This window comes from Yokenella regensburgei, assembly GCF_003634235.1.
In the GTDB taxonomy this organism is placed as follows: Bacteria; Pseudomonadota; Gammaproteobacteria; order Enterobacterales; family Enterobacteriaceae; genus Yokenella; species Yokenella regensburgei.
Map to the genome: position 1 here is coordinate 435,145 of NZ_RBIZ01000003.1, position 16,658 is coordinate 451,802.

Consider the following 16,658-nt stretch of genomic DNA (forward strand, 5'->3'; position numbering starts at 1 on the left):
CTGCGCGCCCGCGTAGCACCTGTTTTCTTAACGAAAATTAACGATGGTAGAAAATGTCCCCATCGTAGGCTTTCAGGATCTTACCGTCCGCCTCGTTCACCAGCACGTAGTTCTCGCCCATGTAGGTCCAGTAGGTCCCTGCCGCCGGTGCAGGCAGGTTACGCTGCTGCCACTGCTTGATTTTGTACTCGTCGGTGCGATACAGCTCCGGCACGGTGTCGCCAATTTTGAAGCGAGTGAAATCGGCGATGAAGCCATCAAGCTCGTATTTCTGGATCCCGGAAGAGGACGTTGGCGCCGCCCACGCGGCTCCGGCCATTGCCAGCAGAGCGCCCAGAAGCATCACTTTTGTTTTACGCATACCTTCTCCAATTATCTGGACTCAAATTTTTAGCCCCGTATGATTCCCGATGCACGGATAGAATAGCAAGAGTCGGGCGGGTAAAAAATGTAAGCAAGCCGTACCGTTTGGGAAATCGACGTATTCTGAAAGCATCACGTTATCAGGCTTAAGGCAGGAAAAAATGTTCAGGCTGGAAGATTTAACCCTGTTCGTGCGCGCGGCGGCACTGAGCAGCTTTAGCGAGACCGCGCGGGAAGCGGGGATCCCCCCGGCGCAGGTCAGCTCTGCGATCAAACGGCTGGAAACCAGCCTGAATATTCGCCTCTTTGCCCGTTCTACCCGCAGCCTGCGCCTGACGCCGGAGGGGGAAAGCTGGCTACCGTACGCCACGCAGATGCTCGATACCCTGCAGGCAGGGCTGCAAAAAATTCAGACCCATGGCGATGCGCTGAGCGGTACGCTGCAAATTGCCGTGCCGTCCGATCTGGGGCGCAATCTGCTGCTGAACGTGTTTCAGGATTTCCGCCAGCAGCATCCGGCGCTGCGGCTGCGTATTCTGTTTTCCGACCAGATTGCGGACGTCTTTAAAGATCCGGTCGACGTGGCGTTTCGCTACGGTCACATCGAAGACGCCTCTTACGTTTCCCTTCCCGTGGCGAGCGAAAACCGCCGCGTGCTGGTGGCTTCTCCGGCGTGGCTGGCGCGTCACGGTGAACCGCAGACCCCCGCCGATCTCGCACATCTCAACTGTCTGACCTACGTGTTGCGCGGCAGGGTCTACGACCGCTGGACCTTTACCGCCAACGGAGAGGTGCATGACGTGCAGGTACAAAGCACCATCACCAGCGATGACGCCGAGGTGATCCGTCGCCTGGCGATAGCCGGGGAGGGGATAGCCACTAAATCCTGGCTGGACGTCAGTGAGGATGTGCAGGTTGGCAGGCTGAAGCTGCTGCTGCCGGGGTATCAGGGTGACCGGGTGCCGCTGAATATGATTTGTCCGCACCGCAAACAGCTTTCGCCGGCGGTACGGTTATTGTATGACGCCGTCAGGGCGCGCTGCGAGGCGCTACAGGCGCGGATGCCCTGACGGCATCATGTTAGTGCTTCACGAGTGTCGCGAAGTAGTAAACCAGCGGAACGGCGAGGATCCAAAGGCCAATGGGGATCTCGCGCCACTTTCCGGCAATCGCTTTAATAACGATAAAGAACAGCAGCCCGCCCGCAATCCCGGTACCAAAGCTGTTGGCAATCAGCGTAATCATCACCATCATCAGCACCGGTAGGCCGTCGGTAAAGCTTGCCAGATCCACTTTGCGCAGGCCGCTGAACATGTTCAGGCCAATCAGGATCAGCGCCGGCGCGGTGGCTTCTTTCGGGATCATCAGCGCAATCGGGGTGAACAACAGCATCAGCAGAAACATCATCGCGGCGGCAAGCGCCGTCATTCCGGTCTTCCCCCCGGCCTCGGCAGAGGCGGATGATTCAATCAGCGCCGTCGCCGCCGGAATACCAACCCATGGCCCAAGCGCTGCGGCAATGGAATCTACCATGAATGGGCGGTTAATCTGCGGCATATTGCCGTGCTCATCCAGAAGACCGGCTTCACCGCCTACCGCCAGCGTCGTGCCCATGGTGGAGAAAAACTCCGAGGCGAAAAAAACAAACAGGAACGGCAGGAAGGCGATATTCAGCGCACCAAGCATGTCGACGTGGCCAATTACCGGTGCCAGTGAGTGCGGCGCGGAAATCACGTTCTGCGGCAGGTGGGTGACCCCCATCGGAATACCGACCAGCGTGGCGAACAGAATCGCCCACAGGAACGAACCCGGAATACGGCGCGCCTGCAGGGCTATGGCCATAAAGAGCCCGCTCAGCGCCACCAGCGCCCCCGGAGAAAGAAAATCACCCAGCATTAAGGCGTTGGTTTTGGCATTAGCCAGCACTAAGCCCGCGTTACGAAAGCCGAGGACCGCGACATAAAGCCCAATCGATGCGGTGAGACCCAGCTTTATTGACTGCGGCACCGAGCGGGTGACCACCTCACGCAGGCCAAAGCGGGTTAACAGGAAGAACAGAATGCCGGACCAGCAGGCGATACCAAGGCCAATCTGCCAGCCAATGCCTTCGCTCCCGGCAAGCGTCACGCCAACCAGCACCGACCCCCCAATGCCAGGTCCGACGATAAACGGCAGGTTGGCGTAAAACGCCATCAGCAGCGAACCGAGGACGAACACCACGATGGTGCCGGTCGTGGCCGCACCGCGATCCATCCCGCCAACCGCCAGCAGACCCGGGATCACCACCAGCAGATAGGCGGCGGCGAGAAAGCCGGTGACGCCGGCAAGACATTCGGTGCGCACATTGCTGCCGCGCGCGCGGAGCGCAAAACGGCGCTCCAGCCAGTTCCCTGGTGCGGGCGTTTGTAGGGTATTGTCGGCCATTATCCGGCTCTCCTGTGGGTATTGTTATGTTGTGCATTTACCGGGGTTTCCCGGCAGCTAATCACCGGATCGACAATCTGGCGGGTGGTGCCGTCGGTCAATCCTAAATCGGTCAGATGCGGCCCTGCGTTACAGGCAAGACAGGTCCCTTCAATGGCTTTAAACACCCGGTATGGCGGCTCCCAGTCGGCGATGTCGCTGCTGCGATCGCGCAGTTCGCGAAAGGCGACCGCCAGTTCTGCTGGAGGTAAATCAGAGAGCATTCCGGCGATCGGCATCGCCACGTGGGCGATAATCTGCTGTTCTTTCGCCAGCGCCATTCCGCCACCGCTGGCGATGAGGGTATTGGCGGCAAGCGCCATGTCTTCAGCGTTACGGCCAAGCACCACCAGATTATGCGAGTCGTGCGAATAGCTGGTCGCAATCGCGCCACGCAGTTCTCCCCAGCCTTCGAGCAGGGCAATCTGCGGTACTGCGGCGTGGCGGGCATGGCGATGCTGAACCCAGATCAGGCTAAAACCGTCCGGGATCTGTACTTTGCCGTCGCGGATTTGCACATCCACTTCGCCCCACTGGGTAAAGCGGGCGCCGCTGATATGGCGCAGACGCGCTTCGCCGTGGGTGATGTTGCCGATTTTCAGCGCGAAATCGTCAGCGCTGACGGCAGAAAGCTGCATGGTATCGCGAGGTGGCAGCACGTCGCCGCCAACGGAAGGGGTCAGCAGTTTACCGTTGCGGGCTGTCAGTTTACCGGCAACGTAGACGCGGCGGGCCTGCAGTTTTTCCAGCGAATCGAAAACCACCAGGTCAGCGCGACGTCCGGCAGCAATCAGTCCCAGATCATTACGCTGCAGGCGGATTGCGGCGTTGAGCGTGGCAAAACGCAGCACGTCGGTTGCCGCCATCCCGTGCTCGATCAGCAGATTCAGCAGGGCGATGATGCCGCCTTTTTCCAGCAGCATATCGGGGGGAACATCGTCAGTGCAGACGGTAATTTGCGATGACAGATGCGGCAGCGTTTTCAGCGCCGCGACGATATCCGGCAGCAGGTAGGGGTGTGATCCACGAATTTCGAGGGTCAGCCCGGCGCGCAGTTTTTCCAGCGCGTCTTCGGCGGAGGTCAGTTCGTGATCCGAGGTGACGCCTGCTGCCAGATAAGCCTGTAAATCGGCCCCGCGCAGGCCGCGCGCGTGGCCCTCAATCAGCTTGCCGCTGCGTAACCCGGCTTCGAGAATTTCCATCATCCGCGTACTGCCGTGCAGCACGCCATGCATGTCCATCACTTCCGCCACGCCGTTAACCTCCGGCCAGGCGAGCATGGTATCCATCTCTTTACCTGCGAAATCGGCACCGGACATCTCAAGCCCGGGGGTCGACGGCACGCTCGACGGTGCGGCGACCATCACTTGCAGCGGCAGATTACGGCTTGCCTCCACGGCGTAGCGCACACCGGCCACGCCGAGCACGTTGGCCAGCTCATGCGGATCCCAGAAAACGGCGGTGGTTCCCTGCGCCACCACAATGTCGGCGTAGCGTGCCGGGGGCAGGTGCGAACTTTCGAGATGCACGTGGGTATCCATCAGGCCAGGGGACAGAAATGCGCCATCGAGGGCGTGGATTTCCGCGGCATCGGTACGGCTGCCTGCCGGGTGCACGCTGGCTATCATCTCACCGACAATACCGACATCGGCGCGGCGGATTTCTCCGGTGACCATATCGACAATGTGGGTGTCGGTCAGTAACAGGTCAAAGGCGGTATCGCCCCGGGCGGCCTGGACGGCGCGGCGGCGGGTTTCGGCAGTAGCGTGCATAACAGCTTCCGGCAGAGAAATAATGCGGTTACTCTAGGAGGCTGGCAAACGTTTGCCCAGCTGAATAAATTTATCGGCCGATAAGAAAACGTTATTCTGCAAAAAATTCGCACCGGAACAGCACAATGAATGAACCCTGGCAGCGCCTGCCCGCGCTCTCACTCAAGCAGTTACAGTACTTTGTCACCCTTGCGAAACTGCGTCATTTTACCGATACCGCCAACCGGCTCGCCATCAGCCAGCCGGCGCTCAGCAGTGCGCTGCGTCAGGTGGAGGCGGTGCTGGGGGGAAAGCTGGTTAACCGCACCGCGGCGGCGGTGTCGTTAACCGAGCTGGGGCAGGCGATTTTGCCGCACGCCGAGCGCATTCTGAGCGTGGCTCAGCTGGCCTTCAGCGATATGCAGCAGATTGTCGAGGCTGGCGGTGATGGTACGGTGCGCATTGGGCTCATTCCCTCTGTGGGGTCACTGCTGTTCCCGGAGTTGCCGCAGCAGATTGCCCAGGCGTTTCCGCGCCTGAGCGTTGAGTTTCACGATAAAACGAACGATGAGCTGATGACCAGCCTGCGGAACGGGCAGATTGATTTCGGTATTGGCGCGCTGGATAACGCCGTACCGCCAGAGCTGCAAAGTTTCCCGCTGCAGGAGGACCCCTTTGTTGCCGTACTGCACGTCGACGATGCGCTTGCTACGTCGGCGCATCTCACCTGGAAGCAGCTCAGCAGCCGCGACATCGCGGTGTTCTCAAAAGGGAATATCCAACGGCTGGTAGCCGCGCTTGCGGAGAGCCAGCGCCTGACCCTGCGCGCCAGCTACCAGGTTGACTACATCGAAACGCTGTACGGGCTGGTACGCTCCCGTCTGGCCATCGCGATTTTGCCGGCGCTTTACACCACCTATCTGTGCGATCCGACGCTGAAGGTGGTGCAGCTTCAGCAGCCCGCTCTGACGCGTACCGTTGCGCTGATGCGTGGCCCACAGCCGCTGCCGCCGCTGATTGAGCAGTGCTTCCAGCTGCTGCTGACGACGCTTCGCTAAAGCAGCGTCATGACAAAGAACCCGGCAGCGGTCATGGCCAGTGAGCCAAATACGTGGGCACAGACTGAGGTTATGGCCCACAGATAGTTCTCGTTTTGCAGCAGGGTAATAATTTCCGCCGAGAAGGTAGAGAAGGTGGTCATTCCGCCGCACAGGCCGGTGGTGATAAGTAGCTTCCACGCCGGATCAAGCTGCGGCTGGCGCAGAAAAAACGCCAGCGCAGCGCCAATGATAAAACCGCCCACCAGATTCACCAGCAGCGTACCCGGCGGCAGGTTGGGGAACAGGCTGTTGAGCCTTGCAGAGAGCCACCAGCGGATCACGCATCCGGCAGAGCCGCCAATAATCACGGCGAATAAAGAACGGTACATCGTTACTCCCCGGCTGGCAGATGTTTGATAAGCACGTCCACCGTCAGGTGGTTGATGTAATCCATGGAGCGTGAAGCGAGTACGCCGAGCAGACGGTTATGATGCCCGGCAATCACCAGGTCAACCCGGCGTTCCCGGACGCAGGTCTCGACATCGTCAAAGCGACGGACGGTCACCAGTGACAGGGTATGCACCGGATAGCTCACCGAGCTCGCCAGTTCGCTCAACAGGGCTTTGGCCTGGATAATTTCATCGGAAACCACGTCATCCATCAGACTGTCGGAGATGTAGTTCATGGCGCGATAGTCGGTGCTGATATGGGCTACGGTGACTTCCATGTTGCTTTCCTGCGCCAGCGCGGCGGCATGCTGCAACAGCGGGATCCCATCGATACTGTTATTAATCAGCACCAGGGCATGGTGATAAACGGGCATAAAAAAACCTCGGCGTTAAGCGAGGTATGCACAGGCGGCGAACAGCGGACAGCCTGACATACCTCCATGTTAAGAAGATATACCAGGCGTCATCAGCCCATCATTGTGGGCGGTTGGGGAAGGTGGAACGCCATCACCTTAACCCTTAGTTTGCGCCAGTTTGCCAGCGAGATCAACGCTTGCAAAAAAAGCCCCGCGTTGCGGGGCCGTGTGACAGTTATTCGTTAATCAAACTCAGCATACCGTTATCCCGGCCTTTATGCCGGTTCCAGGACGCCGACATCAATCCGTTCTCATCCAGGGCAACAGAAATAACGTATTTTGCATTGGTGATTTCATAGAAATTACTATTCACCCGTTTAATTTTAGCTGGCTTATCGGCAATCATGGCTTTGGTATAACCATTTCCAATTGAAACCACGAAAAACTGATTAATGCCGTCCTGCCCTTTAAGCTTAATCGCATGAAGGCGGTCGGATACACCCGGTGCCGCAGCTGAGTGGGTCTCCTGCGGAGTGTTTTGCTGAGACTGTGCCAGCGCACAACTGGCGGTTAAAGACGCGACGACGGCCAGCGTTATTAGCTTTTTCATTACCAGACACCTTATTAAGGACAAAACCAGGTATGGGTTAAATAAAGGAGTGCACTCCAGAAACCCAACAGGAAAACAGAAATATAAAGCACGGCGGAAAGAAAAATGTATTTAGTCATGGTTTTTAAAAACCAATGCCAACCCCTGCGCCCATTGCAAAATCATTATTGGTTGAATCGCTTATACCGGCTTTAACCGTCGCCACTCCGGCATGGAAGGATGCACCTACGCTCATCGCTTGTTCATCTTTAAACGAGCCAACACCCGCGGAGAACATAACGGTTTGACCCGCTTCAACCTGAGGCATAGAAGCTATAGCCACCGCGCTTGCTGCACCGCTACGGGCCTCTTTCTTATTACTGTCGACCTCGTCGTGCAGGGATTTAAACTGCGCGTTATTGCTGGCCTGCTGCTGGCTAAAGAAGGACTTCGCGTCTTTCAGATCCTGAGCCACGCTTGCCGCCTGACCTGAGGTGGTGGTAATGGCCTGGCTATTCTTCGCAACTTTAGCCTGTGTCACGGCGTCTAGCTGGGTAACGGTGGTGGTAACGCCGTCTTTACCGTTAATTCCGTCTTTGCCATCAGAACCGTTAGCACCGGTTATGCCCTGAGCACCATCCTTACCATTAATCCCGTCGATACCATTTATGCCATCCTTACCATTCGTTGGTTTTGGCGCATTCTCAAGATCGGTAATACGCTGATCGTGGTTCGTCAGCACTTGCCCCTGCAGGTTCGTTTCATTTTGCAGGTTAATAATATCAGTCCCATTTTTAGCTACGCCCAGCAAAGCTTCAGCTGATTTCTTTTCAGTGGTTGTAATACGATCATCTCGCAACAGGTTTTCTTGTTGCAAGTTAATAATCGAAGAGTGGTTATTTGCAGATGTCTGATAGAGATTATCATCACGATCGGCAGCCTGTTGATTAATTTCTGTTTGAGTCCAGCCTAAACTATCTACTACATCGTCTGTAGAAATGGTAGCAGCATAAGTATTGCCTATAAACCCGGCGAACAGGACTCCAGACGCAACAACACCTACAACAGTTTTAATACTATTCATTTACAAGCTCTCATCATTAACTAAAAGTGGATTCGCTATCCTGGTAGTGAAAGATTTAACTTATTGTTAATTCTAATTAATTTTATTATTGAGTCTGCGCAATTTTCGTTTAATTGCTTTTTTCGTAACTCGAAGCAACTATCCCGGAAGGTGAGGGTAAAAATATTGATCTAAGTCACATTAAGCATTATTAGCTAAAATTATTAGCGATGATAACGGAGGGTATTAATTATTTATTAAATCGCGTAAATAAAGTGTTATATGTGATTTTATTAACTAGTAAGTGGCCATAATTAAAGGTGTAATTATCTAATTAATGGTTTTATCTATAGGTTATTTAAATAAATGCATGAGATTCTTGTTTTTATCAATTAATCGGGATTTAACGTGGTTTTTTTATCATTTATGCTGATAAACCCAGGAAACTCCTTGCGTAGGTTCCCTGGACACGGCTACACTATTTACCGCAATGAATCAAATATAACTATTTGATTTTGCACTAAATGACTCGGGGTGCCCTTCCTTGTGAAGGCTGAGAAATACCCGTACCACCTGATCTGGATAATGCCAGCGTAGGGAAGTCAGTGGCCTGCCAGGTCATCGCTTCTTAACGGCCTGGCGGGAGTGCTTATGCAACCTGACCTGCTTTCCCCAGGGCAACTCGCCCACACTATCGACCACCTGAAATCCCGCTCTCCGCTGGTGCACTGCATGACCAATGACGTGGTGCAAACTTTTACCGCCAACGTGCTGCTGGCGCTGGGGGCTTCTCCGGCGATGGTTATTGACCCTTCTGAAGCTACCGAATTCGCGGCAGTTGCTGATGCGCTGTTGATTAACGTCGGTACGCTCACCGAAAAACGTGCGCGTGCCATGCGTGCCGCGGTAGATAGTGCGGTGGCCGCCGAAAAACCCTGGACGCTGGATCCGGTGGCGGTAGGCGGCTTAACGCTGCGCACCCGCTTCTGCCAGCAGTTGCTGACGCTCCACCCGACGGTTATTCGCGGGAATGCTTCTGAAATACTCGCTCTGGCGCAGGAAAGCCGTGGCGGTCGCGGTGTGGACTCCACCGAACAGGCGCAGGCGGCGCTACCGGCGGCGCAACGGCTGGCCGCAGAGACCGGTGCGATCGTCGTGGTTACGGGAGAGGTCGATTTCGTTACCGACGGTCAGCGCACGCTGGCGGTTGCCGGTGGATCGTTGCTCATGACCCGGGTCGTTGGTACCGGCTGTGCGCTGTCGGCGGTCGTGGCGGCTTGTACGGCGCTGCCGGGCAATCATCTGGAAAACGTTGCCGCTGCCTGCATGATAATGAAACGCGCCGGGGAGCGTGCAACCCGACAGGGGCAGGGGCCAGGCAGCTTTGTGCCGGCGTTCCTTGATGCGCTGTATACCCTGGAGGTGCGGGCATGAAGCGGATTAACGCACTTACCATTGCTGGCACCGACCCAAGCGGCGGAGCGGGGATTCAGGCGGATTTAAAAACCTTTTCAGCGCTGGGCGCTTACGGCTGCTCGGTGATTACCGCGCTGGTGGCACAAAACACGCGCGGCGTACAGTCGGTGTATCGTATCGAACCCGATTTTGTTGCCGCCCAGCTTGATTCCGTGTTCAGCGACGTGCGCATCGATACCACCAAAATCGGTATGCTGGCAGAGACGGATATTGTTGAAGCCGTCGCGGAGCGCCTGCAGCGTTATGCCATTCAGAATGTGGTGCTGGATACCGTGATGCTGGCGAAAAGTGGCGATCCGCTGCTGTCGCCGTCGGCGGTAGAGAGCCTGCGCCAGCATCTGTTGCCGCAGGTGTCTCTTATCACCCCGAACCTGCCGGAGGCCGCGGCGTTGCTGGATGCGCCTCATGCCCAAAACGAGCGGGAAATGCTGGAGCAGGGTCGGGCGCTGCGGGCGCTCGGCTGCGAGGCGGTGCTGATGAAGGGCGGCCACCTCGACGATGCCGAAAGCCCGGACTGGTTGTTTACCGCTCTGGGGGAATACCGCTTTACCGCCCCGCGCGTAGTGACCAAAAACACCCACGGCACCGGCTGCACGCTGTCGGCGGCGCTGGCGGCGCTGCGTCCGCGCCACTCCAGCTGGCAGGAAACGGTGCCGGAAGCCAAAGCCTGGCTGTCAAAAGCGCTGGCGCAGGCGGATTCACTCGAGGTTGGGCACGGTATTGGCCCGGTGCATCACTTTCACGCGTGGTGGTAAATCGCGCAGGCTATCCTGATGCAACCGGCAGGGTTATGCGTATATACTGGCTGTAGCCCACAGCCAGGAAAAGATCCGATGGAACAAGCGCATACCCGACTTATTGAGCAGTTGAATGAGCGAATCGCCGCAGGAGACAACATGCCGCTGTACCTCAAGTTTGCGGAAACGGTGAAAAACGCCGTGCGCAGCGGCTGGCTTGAGCATGGCAATATCCTGCCGGGCGAGCGCGACCTCAGTCAGCTTACCGGGGTATCGCGTATCACCGTGCGCAAGGCGATGCAGACGCTGGAAGAAGAGGGCGTGGTAACCCGGGCGCGGGGTTACGGTACGCAGATTAACAATATCTTTGAGTATTCGCTGAAAGAGGCGCGAGGGTTCTCCCAGCAGGTGGTACTGCGGGGCAAAAAGCCGGATACCCTGTGGGTCAACAAGCGTATCGTGGAGTGCCCGGAAGAGGTGGCAACGGCGCTGTCGCTCACGCCGCGCAGCGAGGTCTTTTTACTCAAACGTATTCGTTATGTGGATGAGGACGCGGTGTCGATAGAAGAGTCTTACGTGCCAGTGCCGCTGATTGCCGACGCCGACGCTATCGGCATTTCTCTGTACGACTATTTCCGCAGCCAGAATATCTTCCCCCAGCGCACCCGCTCGCGGGTCAGCGCCCGGATGCCGGACGCTGAGTTTCAGTCGCACATTCGGATGGATGACCGCATCCCGGTGCTGGTGATTAAACAGGTGGCGCTGGATCAGCTCCAGCGACCGATTGAATACAGCATCAGCTACTGCCGAAGCGACCTATACGTTTTTGTTTGCGAGGAGTAGTTCCTCGCGGGTGGGGGCACAGTCGCCACCGCGATGCCCGACCACCCAGGACGCCACGGCGTTGCCCAACGTTACCGCCTCAGCAAGCGACCAGCCCGCCGCCAGCCCGGCAAGCATGCCGCCGGCATGGCTGTCGCCCGCACCAATGGTATCGACGACCGTGGTCGGGAAGGGGGCCGCAAGCCCCGACTCGTTCTCGCTGAAATACCAGGCACCGTCTTTGTCCTGACGCACAATCACCGGTGCGCCAAAGCGCGCCAGCCATTGCTCGCCAAATCCCGGCATCGAATCAGGAAGCGCCCAGCGTTCGGCAATCAGCTCCGCCTCCTGGCGATTGAGCGACACCACCGGACGGCAGGCCATGATCCGCTGCATCAGCGGCTCAGGAATATCGGCAATGCGTGGGCCGAAGTCGATAAGCGCGGTTGCCCCGGTGGCGTTCTCCAGCCAGTTGACCAGCAGTTCCCCGCAGGGAGCCGCGAGCTGGTAGCCGGAGAGCGAGACCAGCGCATGGTCCTCCACCGGCAGTCGCGCCAGCCACTCCTCGCTCCAGGCATTCTCCACGCCGCTGAACGACATAAAGGTACGCTCACCGTCGGGCTCGACCAGCGCCAGGCACCAGCCGTTGTCGCCAGAGGCGTTGTCGATAAGGCTGGTGACGCCCTCCCGTGCAAGGTTATTACGCACAATCTCCGCCCATACGCCCTGGCCGAGCGGCAGCGCGTTATGAGCGCTTATGCCAAGACGCTTCAGCGCCACGGCGATGTTCAGCGCGCAGCCGCCGATGTTCACGCTCTGCTGCTTAAGCTCGATATCGCAGCCGCGCCACGGCAGAGCGTAGGCGTCGGCGATCACGTCGATAACGGCAGCGCCTATTACCGTCACCGGGCGCTGCTGTTGCAGGTTCAGCAGTCGTTGATACAGCTGCGCGTTTGTCATCGTGCCTCCCGCTGTTGACGATAGCCCAGGAGTTCACGGCCGTAGCGGGTGAAATCAAGCTGATTCACCGTATCCAGCTCCGCTTTCAGGGTTGGATCGATAGCGTCGATACCGTGCAGCGCGCCGCAGATGGCGGTAGCCATCGCACCGATAGTGTCGGTATCACCGCCCAGGTTGGCGCACAGCATCGCGCAACGGTTTGGGTCGGTCTGCGCCAGTTCAACCATCGCAATCGCGCAGGGCACGGACTCAATGGTGCTGGTACCGGCCCCCACCAGTTGGTAAAGCTGCTCGCTGGCGGACTCAACGCCGTTGGCCTCGCGCACGGTTTTTAGCGCCAGCTCAAGGCGCGCCGCCAGCGACGCGCTGAAGGTGGTAGTGCGTTTCTCCTGCGCGTGGCGGGCGATGGCTGGCAGCGAATCCACAATGTTTGACCAGCTGTTGCCGTCAATAGCTCGCGAAATGGCCCATGCCACCACCACCGCACCGGCAACCGCCAGATCCGACTTATGCGTTGGGCTGGAGGCGAGGGCAATATCATCGATAAACGCATCGAGGTGTACGGCAGGCAGCATACAGCCCAGCGGTGATACGCGCATGGCCGCGCCGTTGGTGACGCCGTTATTCTCAAGCGAGCTTACCGGTTTGCCATCGCGAATGGCGCTGAGCGCAATCTTCGACGTCGGCCCGAGGACGTTCTTGTTAAATGCGTCGAATTCGCTTGCCCAGCGCAGAATATGGCGACCAATCACCTCCGGATCGATAACGCCATGACATTCGATCAGCGCATCAGCAAGGCACAGCGCCATTGACGTATCGTCGGTAAACTCGGCCTGGTTAAAATAGCAGGCGGCGTTGTTTTCAGCGGGACCCGGCAGAAAGCGGTCTATCCAGCCAAAGTGAGCTTTCACCCGGCTGCGCGGCCACAGTTCTGATGGCATGCCCATCGCATCACCTAACGCCTGACCGTACAGCGCCCCGAGAATACGCGTATATTTCATTTCACTTCCCCTTGTGTTAACCCAATATCGCCTTCGGTATCGCTCACCTTGATGGCGGTGATCTCTTTGTCCGACTCACGGAAGAACAGCATAAACAGGACGGCAATCACTGCGATCATCACCGCGCCAAAGGTCCACATTCCCGCCCAGTTGAAGGTCAGCCCGTTGACCGGCGTTTTGTATGCGAACATTTTCTCCATCATCACCCCGCCGAGGCGGTAGCCGAGCAGGCTGCCGAAGCCCTGACAGCAGAGGGTTATCAACCCCTGCGCGGCGTTACGCATGGAGACCGGTGCTTTTTTATCCACGTAGATATACGCGGTAACGTAGTAGAAATCGTAGCTTACGCCGTGCAGCAGAATACCGAGGAACAGCAGGGCGTAGGTAAAGTACTGTTCAGCACCGCCGAAGACGAAGAAGCCGTAGCGGATGGCCGCAGTGATAAGACCAAGTAATAATACCTTTTTAATACCAAAGCGCTTAGTGAAGAACGGCAATGCCAGCATGAAGAAGATTTCGGAGAACTGCCCGAGGGTCATCCAGCCGGTGGCGTTTTTCATCCCCACTTCCGTCAGGTAGCCGTTGGCGAAGATGTAGTAAAAGGCCAGCGGCATCGCGAACAGAAACGAGCAGAAGAAAAAGACGAGAAAGTTTTTGTCGCGCAGCAGAATCAGCGCATCGAGCCCCAGCATTACCTTCAGGCTGAGCTTACCGGTGCTTCTCGGCGGTGTGTCAGGCAGGAAGAAGGCGAACACGCCGAGCAGCGCAGAGCTACCCGCGGTAATCAGCAGCGGTATGCTGGTGGGAGAGATATCGGCATAGCCCAGCATCTCTGGCAAAAATCCGCATACCAGCCCCGAGCCGATCCAGCCGATAGTGCCCATCACGCGGATGCGAGGGAAATCTCGCTCCACGTCATCAACGTTTGAGAACGCGATGCTGTTGGTGAGCGCAATGGTCGGCATATAGGTCAGCGAGTAGGCCAGCAGGAGCGGGAAGAAGCCAGCAAACGTTGTTTGTTGGGCGGCGAAATACATCAGCACCGCTCCGGCAAACATCAGTACGCCGAGCACTTTCTGCGCCGGGAAGAAGCGGTCCGTCAGTGAACCAACGAGGATCGGCGAGACGATCGCGGCAATGGCGGTACAGGCATAAGACCAGCCGATCTCACCGGCGCTGAAGCCGTTTTTACTCAACCACAGCCACAGCGGCACAAACCAGGCGCCCCAGATAAACCACTCAACAAACATCATGAACGACAGCTTTACTGTAGTTTTCATCGATAAATCCTTCATGACAGGTAAGGTACGCCTTTACGATACCAATGAATAATACCTTTTAAATACCTTTGTGGTGGTTATTTGATCGCCGTAACACTTTATCGTACGTGAATCGTGCCAGCAGATTGCCCCGAAAAGCGCACGTTTAGGCTGGAAAAACCTGGCTGAGAGTACCAGGCTTATCTCTGCTCGCCAGTCAGCGGGCCAGGACAATCCACTTCCGACACCCGTCGGAACTTACGGGAGTTAGCTATGACTGATATTGCGCAATTGCTGGGCAAAGACGCCGACAGCCTGTTACAGCATCGTTGTATGACCATCCCGGCCGACCAGCTCTACCTTCCCGGCCATGACTTCGTAGACCGCGTGATGATGGACAATAACCGTCCGCCAGCCGTACTGCGAAATATGCAGACTCTGTATAACACCGGGCGTCTGGCAGGAACGGGTTACTTGTCGATTTTACCCGTAGACCAGGGCGTGGAGCATTCCGCCGGGGCATCGTTTGCCGCCAACCCGCTCTATTTTGATCCTAAGAATATTGTAGAGCTGGCGATTGAAGCTGGCTGCAACTGTGTGGCTTCTACCTATGGTGTGCTGGCGTCGGTATCCCGCCGTTACGCGCACCGCATTCCTTTCCTGGTGAAGCTTAACCATAACGAAACCCTGAGCTACCCGACCCAGTACGACCAGACCCTGTATGCCAGCGTCGAGCAGGCATTTAACATGGGCGCGGTCGCCGTGGGTGCCACCATTTACTTTGGTTCTGAGGAGTCCCGTCGCCAGATTGAAGAGATCTCCGCGGCGTTTGAACGTGCGCACGAGCTTGGTCTGGTGACCGTGCTGTGGGCCTACCTGCGTAACCCGGCGTTCAAAAAAGATGGCGTTGACTACCATGCTTCTGCCGACCTGACCGGTCAGGCAAACCACCTGGCGGCCACCATTGGTGCAGATATCGTGAAGCAGAAAATGGCCGAGAACAACGGCGGCTATAAAGCGGTGAATTTTGGCTACACTGATGACCGTGTTTACAGCAAGCTGACCACCGATAACCCAATCGATCTGGTGCGTTACCAACTGGCAAACTGCTATATGGGCCGTGCTGGATTAATTAATTCTGGTGGTGCGGCTGGCGGTGAAACAGACCTCAACGATGCGGTACGTACGGCGGTAATTAATAAACGTGCCGGCGGCATGGGGCTTATTCTGGGGCGTAAAGCCTTCAAGAAAACCATGGCCGATGGCGTGAAATTAATTAATGCCGTGCAGGATGTCTACCTTGATACTAAAGTGACTATTGCCTGAACCAGGTTCTCCCTCTCCAGCCGGAGAGGGAGAACCCCTTCCGTTGTGCAAAATCTCATTTTTACCCGATAATTAATATTAAATAAGTTTTTTCTTCGTAGGTTAATACTCTATCTTAACATTAGTAATCCAACATTTATCGTGATTATTAACACGCTGAGTGCCATAAAATCCATGTAATAACAGATGGTTGCCGAATTTTTTGTTAAGTCTTATTTCTTATTTAAGAACTCACCTCAGGCGATTTGAGAAAACAAACGTTTTCATTCGTAAGAATTTTCTTAAACTACCTTCAATCATAGGGCTATTCCTGTGATTCATTAAACTTTGTCTGAACCCATCAAGCGCGTTTAACAGATTAATAATCCGCAATCTGCGGGTGGGGTGTATTTAAAAAACGCATCAGGATGGGCAGGCTTTTTATTCTATAAAGGATGTAAGAATGAACGTAAATAATATCATAAAGACCCGTGTTTTTGCTTTTGCAACACTGCCGTTATTATTTAGCAGCGTAGCAATTGCGGATTCTGCAAATACCATCACCTTCAAAGGCGAAGTCACAGAGCAAACCTGTGAAGTTTCCGTTAACGGGGTAAATGCGCGCCCGGTCGTGCTGCTGCCAACCGTATCGAAAAGTGAACTGTCTCAGCCAGGTTCGTTTGCGGGTCTTACCACCTTCACCCTCGGCGTTACCGGCTGTACCGCTTCCGCCAGCGCCCTGGATATTAAAACCATCTTTGTTGCTAACAATATGACCGCGCTGGGCAACCTGGCGAACACCGGTACCGCTACAGACGTTGAGCTGCAGCTGATGACCGACGGCACCGGCACTACGCCAATCGATCTGCGTAACGCCACGGGTATTGCGGGTATCAGCGTACCGGCAGGCAGCACCTCTGGCGAGCATGACTACGGCGTGCGTTACTTCAGCGCGGCGGGCGGTGCTGGTGCTGGTACGGTCGTGGGTTCCGTGCAGTACGCCGTTTCTTACCTGTAAGCGAGT

General features: G+C 56.4%; 17 protein-coding genes and 2 riboswitches. Of the genes, 7 read left to right on the forward strand and 10 right to left on the reverse strand.

The features are described 5' to 3' along the window. Positions 1–37: 37 nt before the first annotated feature. The gene (locus C7387_RS02115; RefSeq protein ID WP_006820812.1) at positions 38–361 is read right to left on the reverse strand and encodes an RcnB family protein; all 324 of its coding nucleotides are present in this window, start codon (positions 359–361) and stop codon (positions 38–40) included. Positions 362–524: 163 nt separating this feature from the next. On the opposite strand from C7387_RS02115, the gene C7387_RS02120 reads away from it, so the two are divergent. Next, on the forward strand, positions 525–1,433 hold the full coding sequence (locus C7387_RS02120) for a LysR family transcriptional regulator (RefSeq protein WP_006820811.1): 909 nt from the start codon (positions 525–527) through the stop codon (positions 1,431–1,433). A gap of 10 nt (positions 1,434–1,443) precedes the next feature. On the opposite strand, the gene C7387_RS02125 is transcribed toward C7387_RS02120, so the two are convergent. Both C7387_RS02125 and C7387_RS02130 read right to left on the reverse strand, forming a co-directional pair. Next, positions 1,444–2,787, reverse strand: a complete 1,344-nt coding sequence (locus C7387_RS02125; protein ID WP_120815934.1) for an NCS2 family permease — start codon at positions 2,785–2,787, stop codon at positions 1,444–1,446. Next, positions 2,787–4,598: an adenine deaminase gene (locus C7387_RS02130; protein ID WP_120815935.1), complete on the reverse strand. Its 1,812-nt coding sequence runs from the start codon at positions 4,596–4,598 to the stop codon at positions 2,787–2,789. The genes C7387_RS02125 and C7387_RS02130 overlap by 1 nt, the downstream gene beginning before the upstream one ends. A gap of 125 nt (positions 4,599–4,723) precedes the next feature. On the opposite strand from C7387_RS02130, the gene C7387_RS02135 reads away from it, so the two are divergent. Further along, a complete protein-coding gene (locus C7387_RS02135) occupies positions 4,724–5,635 on the forward strand; it encodes a LysR family transcriptional regulator (RefSeq protein WP_120815936.1) in 912 nt (303 codons plus the stop codon). Here C7387_RS02135 and crcB read toward each other — a convergent pair. From crcB to C7387_RS02155, 4 genes are all read right to left on the reverse strand, one after another. After that, positions 5,632–6,006 (reverse strand): fluoride efflux transporter CrcB, encoded by a 375-nt coding sequence (crcB, locus tag C7387_RS02140; protein WP_006820807.1) that lies wholly within the window; start codon positions 6,004–6,006, stop codon positions 5,632–5,634. The two genes, C7387_RS02135 and crcB, sit on opposite strands and share 4 nt — an antisense overlap. A gap of 2 nt (positions 6,007–6,008) precedes the next feature. Then, entirely contained in the window at positions 6,009–6,440 is a 432-nt protein-coding gene (locus C7387_RS02145) for a universal stress protein (protein ID WP_120815937.1), read from the reverse strand. 76 nt (positions 6,441–6,516) lie between these two features. Next, positions 6,517–6,587, reverse strand: a riboswitch (Fluoride riboswitch). A 70-nt stretch (positions 6,588–6,657) separates the two neighbouring features. Further along, positions 6,658–7,032, reverse strand: coding sequence for a hypothetical protein (locus C7387_RS02150; RefSeq protein WP_120815938.1), 375 nt, complete (start codon positions 7,030–7,032; stop codon positions 6,658–6,660). Positions 7,033–7,156: 124 nt separating this feature from the next. After that, positions 7,157–8,095: a YadA C-terminal domain-containing protein gene (locus tag C7387_RS02155; protein ID WP_120815939.1), complete on the reverse strand. Its 939-nt coding sequence runs from the start codon at positions 8,093–8,095 to the stop codon at positions 7,157–7,159. Between the two features lie 499 nt (positions 8,096–8,594). Continuing rightward, positions 8,595–8,691: riboswitch (TPP riboswitch) on the forward strand. A 34-nt stretch (positions 8,692–8,725) separates the two neighbouring features. Here C7387_RS02155 and thiM point away from each other — a divergent pair. From thiM to C7387_RS02170, 3 genes are all read left to right on the forward strand, one after another. Next, complete coding sequence (gene thiM / locus C7387_RS02160; protein WP_120815940.1) at positions 8,726–9,508, forward strand: hydroxyethylthiazole kinase; 783 nt, start codon at positions 8,726–8,728, stop codon at positions 9,506–9,508. Then, positions 9,505–10,305: a bifunctional hydroxymethylpyrimidine kinase/phosphomethylpyrimidine kinase gene (thiD, locus tag C7387_RS02165; RefSeq protein ID WP_006820802.1), complete on the forward strand. Its 801-nt coding sequence runs from the start codon at positions 9,505–9,507 to the stop codon at positions 10,303–10,305. The genes thiM and thiD overlap by 4 nt, the downstream gene beginning before the upstream one ends. Before the next feature lie 78 nt (positions 10,306–10,383). Beyond that, entirely contained in the window at positions 10,384–11,130 is a 747-nt protein-coding gene (locus tag C7387_RS02170; RefSeq protein WP_120815941.1) for a GntR family transcriptional regulator, read from the forward strand. Here C7387_RS02170 and C7387_RS02175 read toward each other — a convergent pair. From C7387_RS02175 to C7387_RS02185, 3 genes are read right to left on the reverse strand one after another with little or no spacing between them, the layout of a single operon-like run. After that, on the reverse strand, positions 11,104–12,069 hold the full coding sequence (locus tag C7387_RS02175) for a PfkB family carbohydrate kinase (protein ID WP_120815942.1): 966 nt from the start codon (positions 12,067–12,069) through the stop codon (positions 11,104–11,106). The two genes, C7387_RS02170 and C7387_RS02175, sit on opposite strands and share 27 nt — an antisense overlap. Beyond that, positions 12,066–13,070, reverse strand: a complete 1,005-nt coding sequence (locus C7387_RS02180; RefSeq protein ID WP_120815943.1) for an ADP-ribosylglycohydrolase family protein — start codon at positions 13,068–13,070, stop codon at positions 12,066–12,068. The genes C7387_RS02175 and C7387_RS02180 overlap by 4 nt, the downstream gene beginning before the upstream one ends. Further along, complete coding sequence (locus C7387_RS02185) at positions 13,067–14,350, reverse strand: nucleoside permease (RefSeq protein WP_040903750.1); 1,284 nt, start codon at positions 14,348–14,350, stop codon at positions 13,067–13,069. The genes C7387_RS02180 and C7387_RS02185 overlap by 4 nt, the downstream gene beginning before the upstream one ends. 252 nt (positions 14,351–14,602) lie before the next feature. On the opposite strand from C7387_RS02185, the gene fbaB reads away from it, so the two are divergent. Together fbaB and C7387_RS02195 are read left to right on the forward strand one after the other, a co-directional pair. Next, complete coding sequence (gene fbaB / locus C7387_RS02190) at positions 14,603–15,655, forward strand: class I fructose-bisphosphate aldolase (RefSeq protein ID WP_006820796.1); 1,053 nt, start codon at positions 14,603–14,605, stop codon at positions 15,653–15,655. Between the two features lie 442 nt (positions 15,656–16,097). Next, positions 16,098–16,652: a fimbrial protein gene (locus C7387_RS02195; protein ID WP_006820793.1), complete on the forward strand. Its 555-nt coding sequence runs from the start codon at positions 16,098–16,100 to the stop codon at positions 16,650–16,652. Positions 16,653–16,658 lie beyond the last annotated feature (6 nt).

Coding starts and splice junctions, on each gene's coding strand:
- fbaB (WP_006820796.1), top strand. CDS start 14,603: ATGACTGATATTGCGCAATTGCTGGGCAAAGACGCCGACAGCCTGTTA.
- C7387_RS02130 (WP_120815935.1), bottom strand. CDS start 4,598: ATGCACGCTACTGCCGAAACCCGCCGCCGCGCCGTCCAGGCCGCCCGG.
- C7387_RS02120 (WP_006820811.1), top strand. CDS start 525: ATGTTCAGGCTGGAAGATTTAACCCTGTTCGTGCGCGCGGCGGCACTG.
- C7387_RS02115 (WP_006820812.1), bottom strand. CDS start 361: ATGCGTAAAACAAAAGTGATGCTTCTGGGCGCTCTGCTGGCAATGGCC.
- C7387_RS02145 (WP_120815937.1), bottom strand. CDS start 6,440: ATGCCCGTTTATCACCATGCCCTGGTGCTGATTAATAACAGTATCGAT.
- C7387_RS02180 (WP_120815943.1), bottom strand. CDS start 13,070: ATGAAATATACGCGTATTCTCGGGGCGCTGTACGGTCAGGCGTTAGGT.
- thiD (WP_006820802.1), top strand. CDS start 9,505: ATGAAGCGGATTAACGCACTTACCATTGCTGGCACCGACCCAAGCGGC.
- thiM (WP_120815940.1), top strand. CDS start 8,726: ATGCAACCTGACCTGCTTTCCCCAGGGCAACTCGCCCACACTATCGAC.
- C7387_RS02150 (WP_120815938.1), bottom strand. CDS start 7,032: ATGAAAAAGCTAATAACGCTGGCCGTCGTCGCGTCTTTAACCGCCAGT.
- C7387_RS02135 (WP_120815936.1), top strand. CDS start 4,724: ATGAATGAACCCTGGCAGCGCCTGCCCGCGCTCTCACTCAAGCAGTTA.
- C7387_RS02195 (WP_006820793.1), top strand. CDS start 16,098: ATGAACGTAAATAATATCATAAAGACCCGTGTTTTTGCTTTTGCAACA.
- C7387_RS02170 (WP_120815941.1), top strand. CDS start 10,384: ATGGAACAAGCGCATACCCGACTTATTGAGCAGTTGAATGAGCGAATC.
- crcB (WP_006820807.1), bottom strand. CDS start 6,006: ATGTACCGTTCTTTATTCGCCGTGATTATTGGCGGCTCTGCCGGATGC.
- C7387_RS02175 (WP_120815942.1), bottom strand. CDS start 12,069: ATGACAAACGCGCAGCTGTATCAACGACTGCTGAACCTGCAACAGCAG.
- C7387_RS02155 (WP_120815939.1), bottom strand. CDS start 8,095: ATGAATAGTATTAAAACTGTTGTAGGTGTTGTTGCGTCTGGAGTCCTG.
- C7387_RS02125 (WP_120815934.1), bottom strand. CDS start 2,787: ATGGCCGACAATACCCTACAAACGCCCGCACCAGGGAACTGGCTGGAG.
- C7387_RS02185 (WP_040903750.1), bottom strand. CDS start 14,350: ATGAAAACTACAGTAAAGCTGTCGTTCATGATGTTTGTTGAGTGGTTT.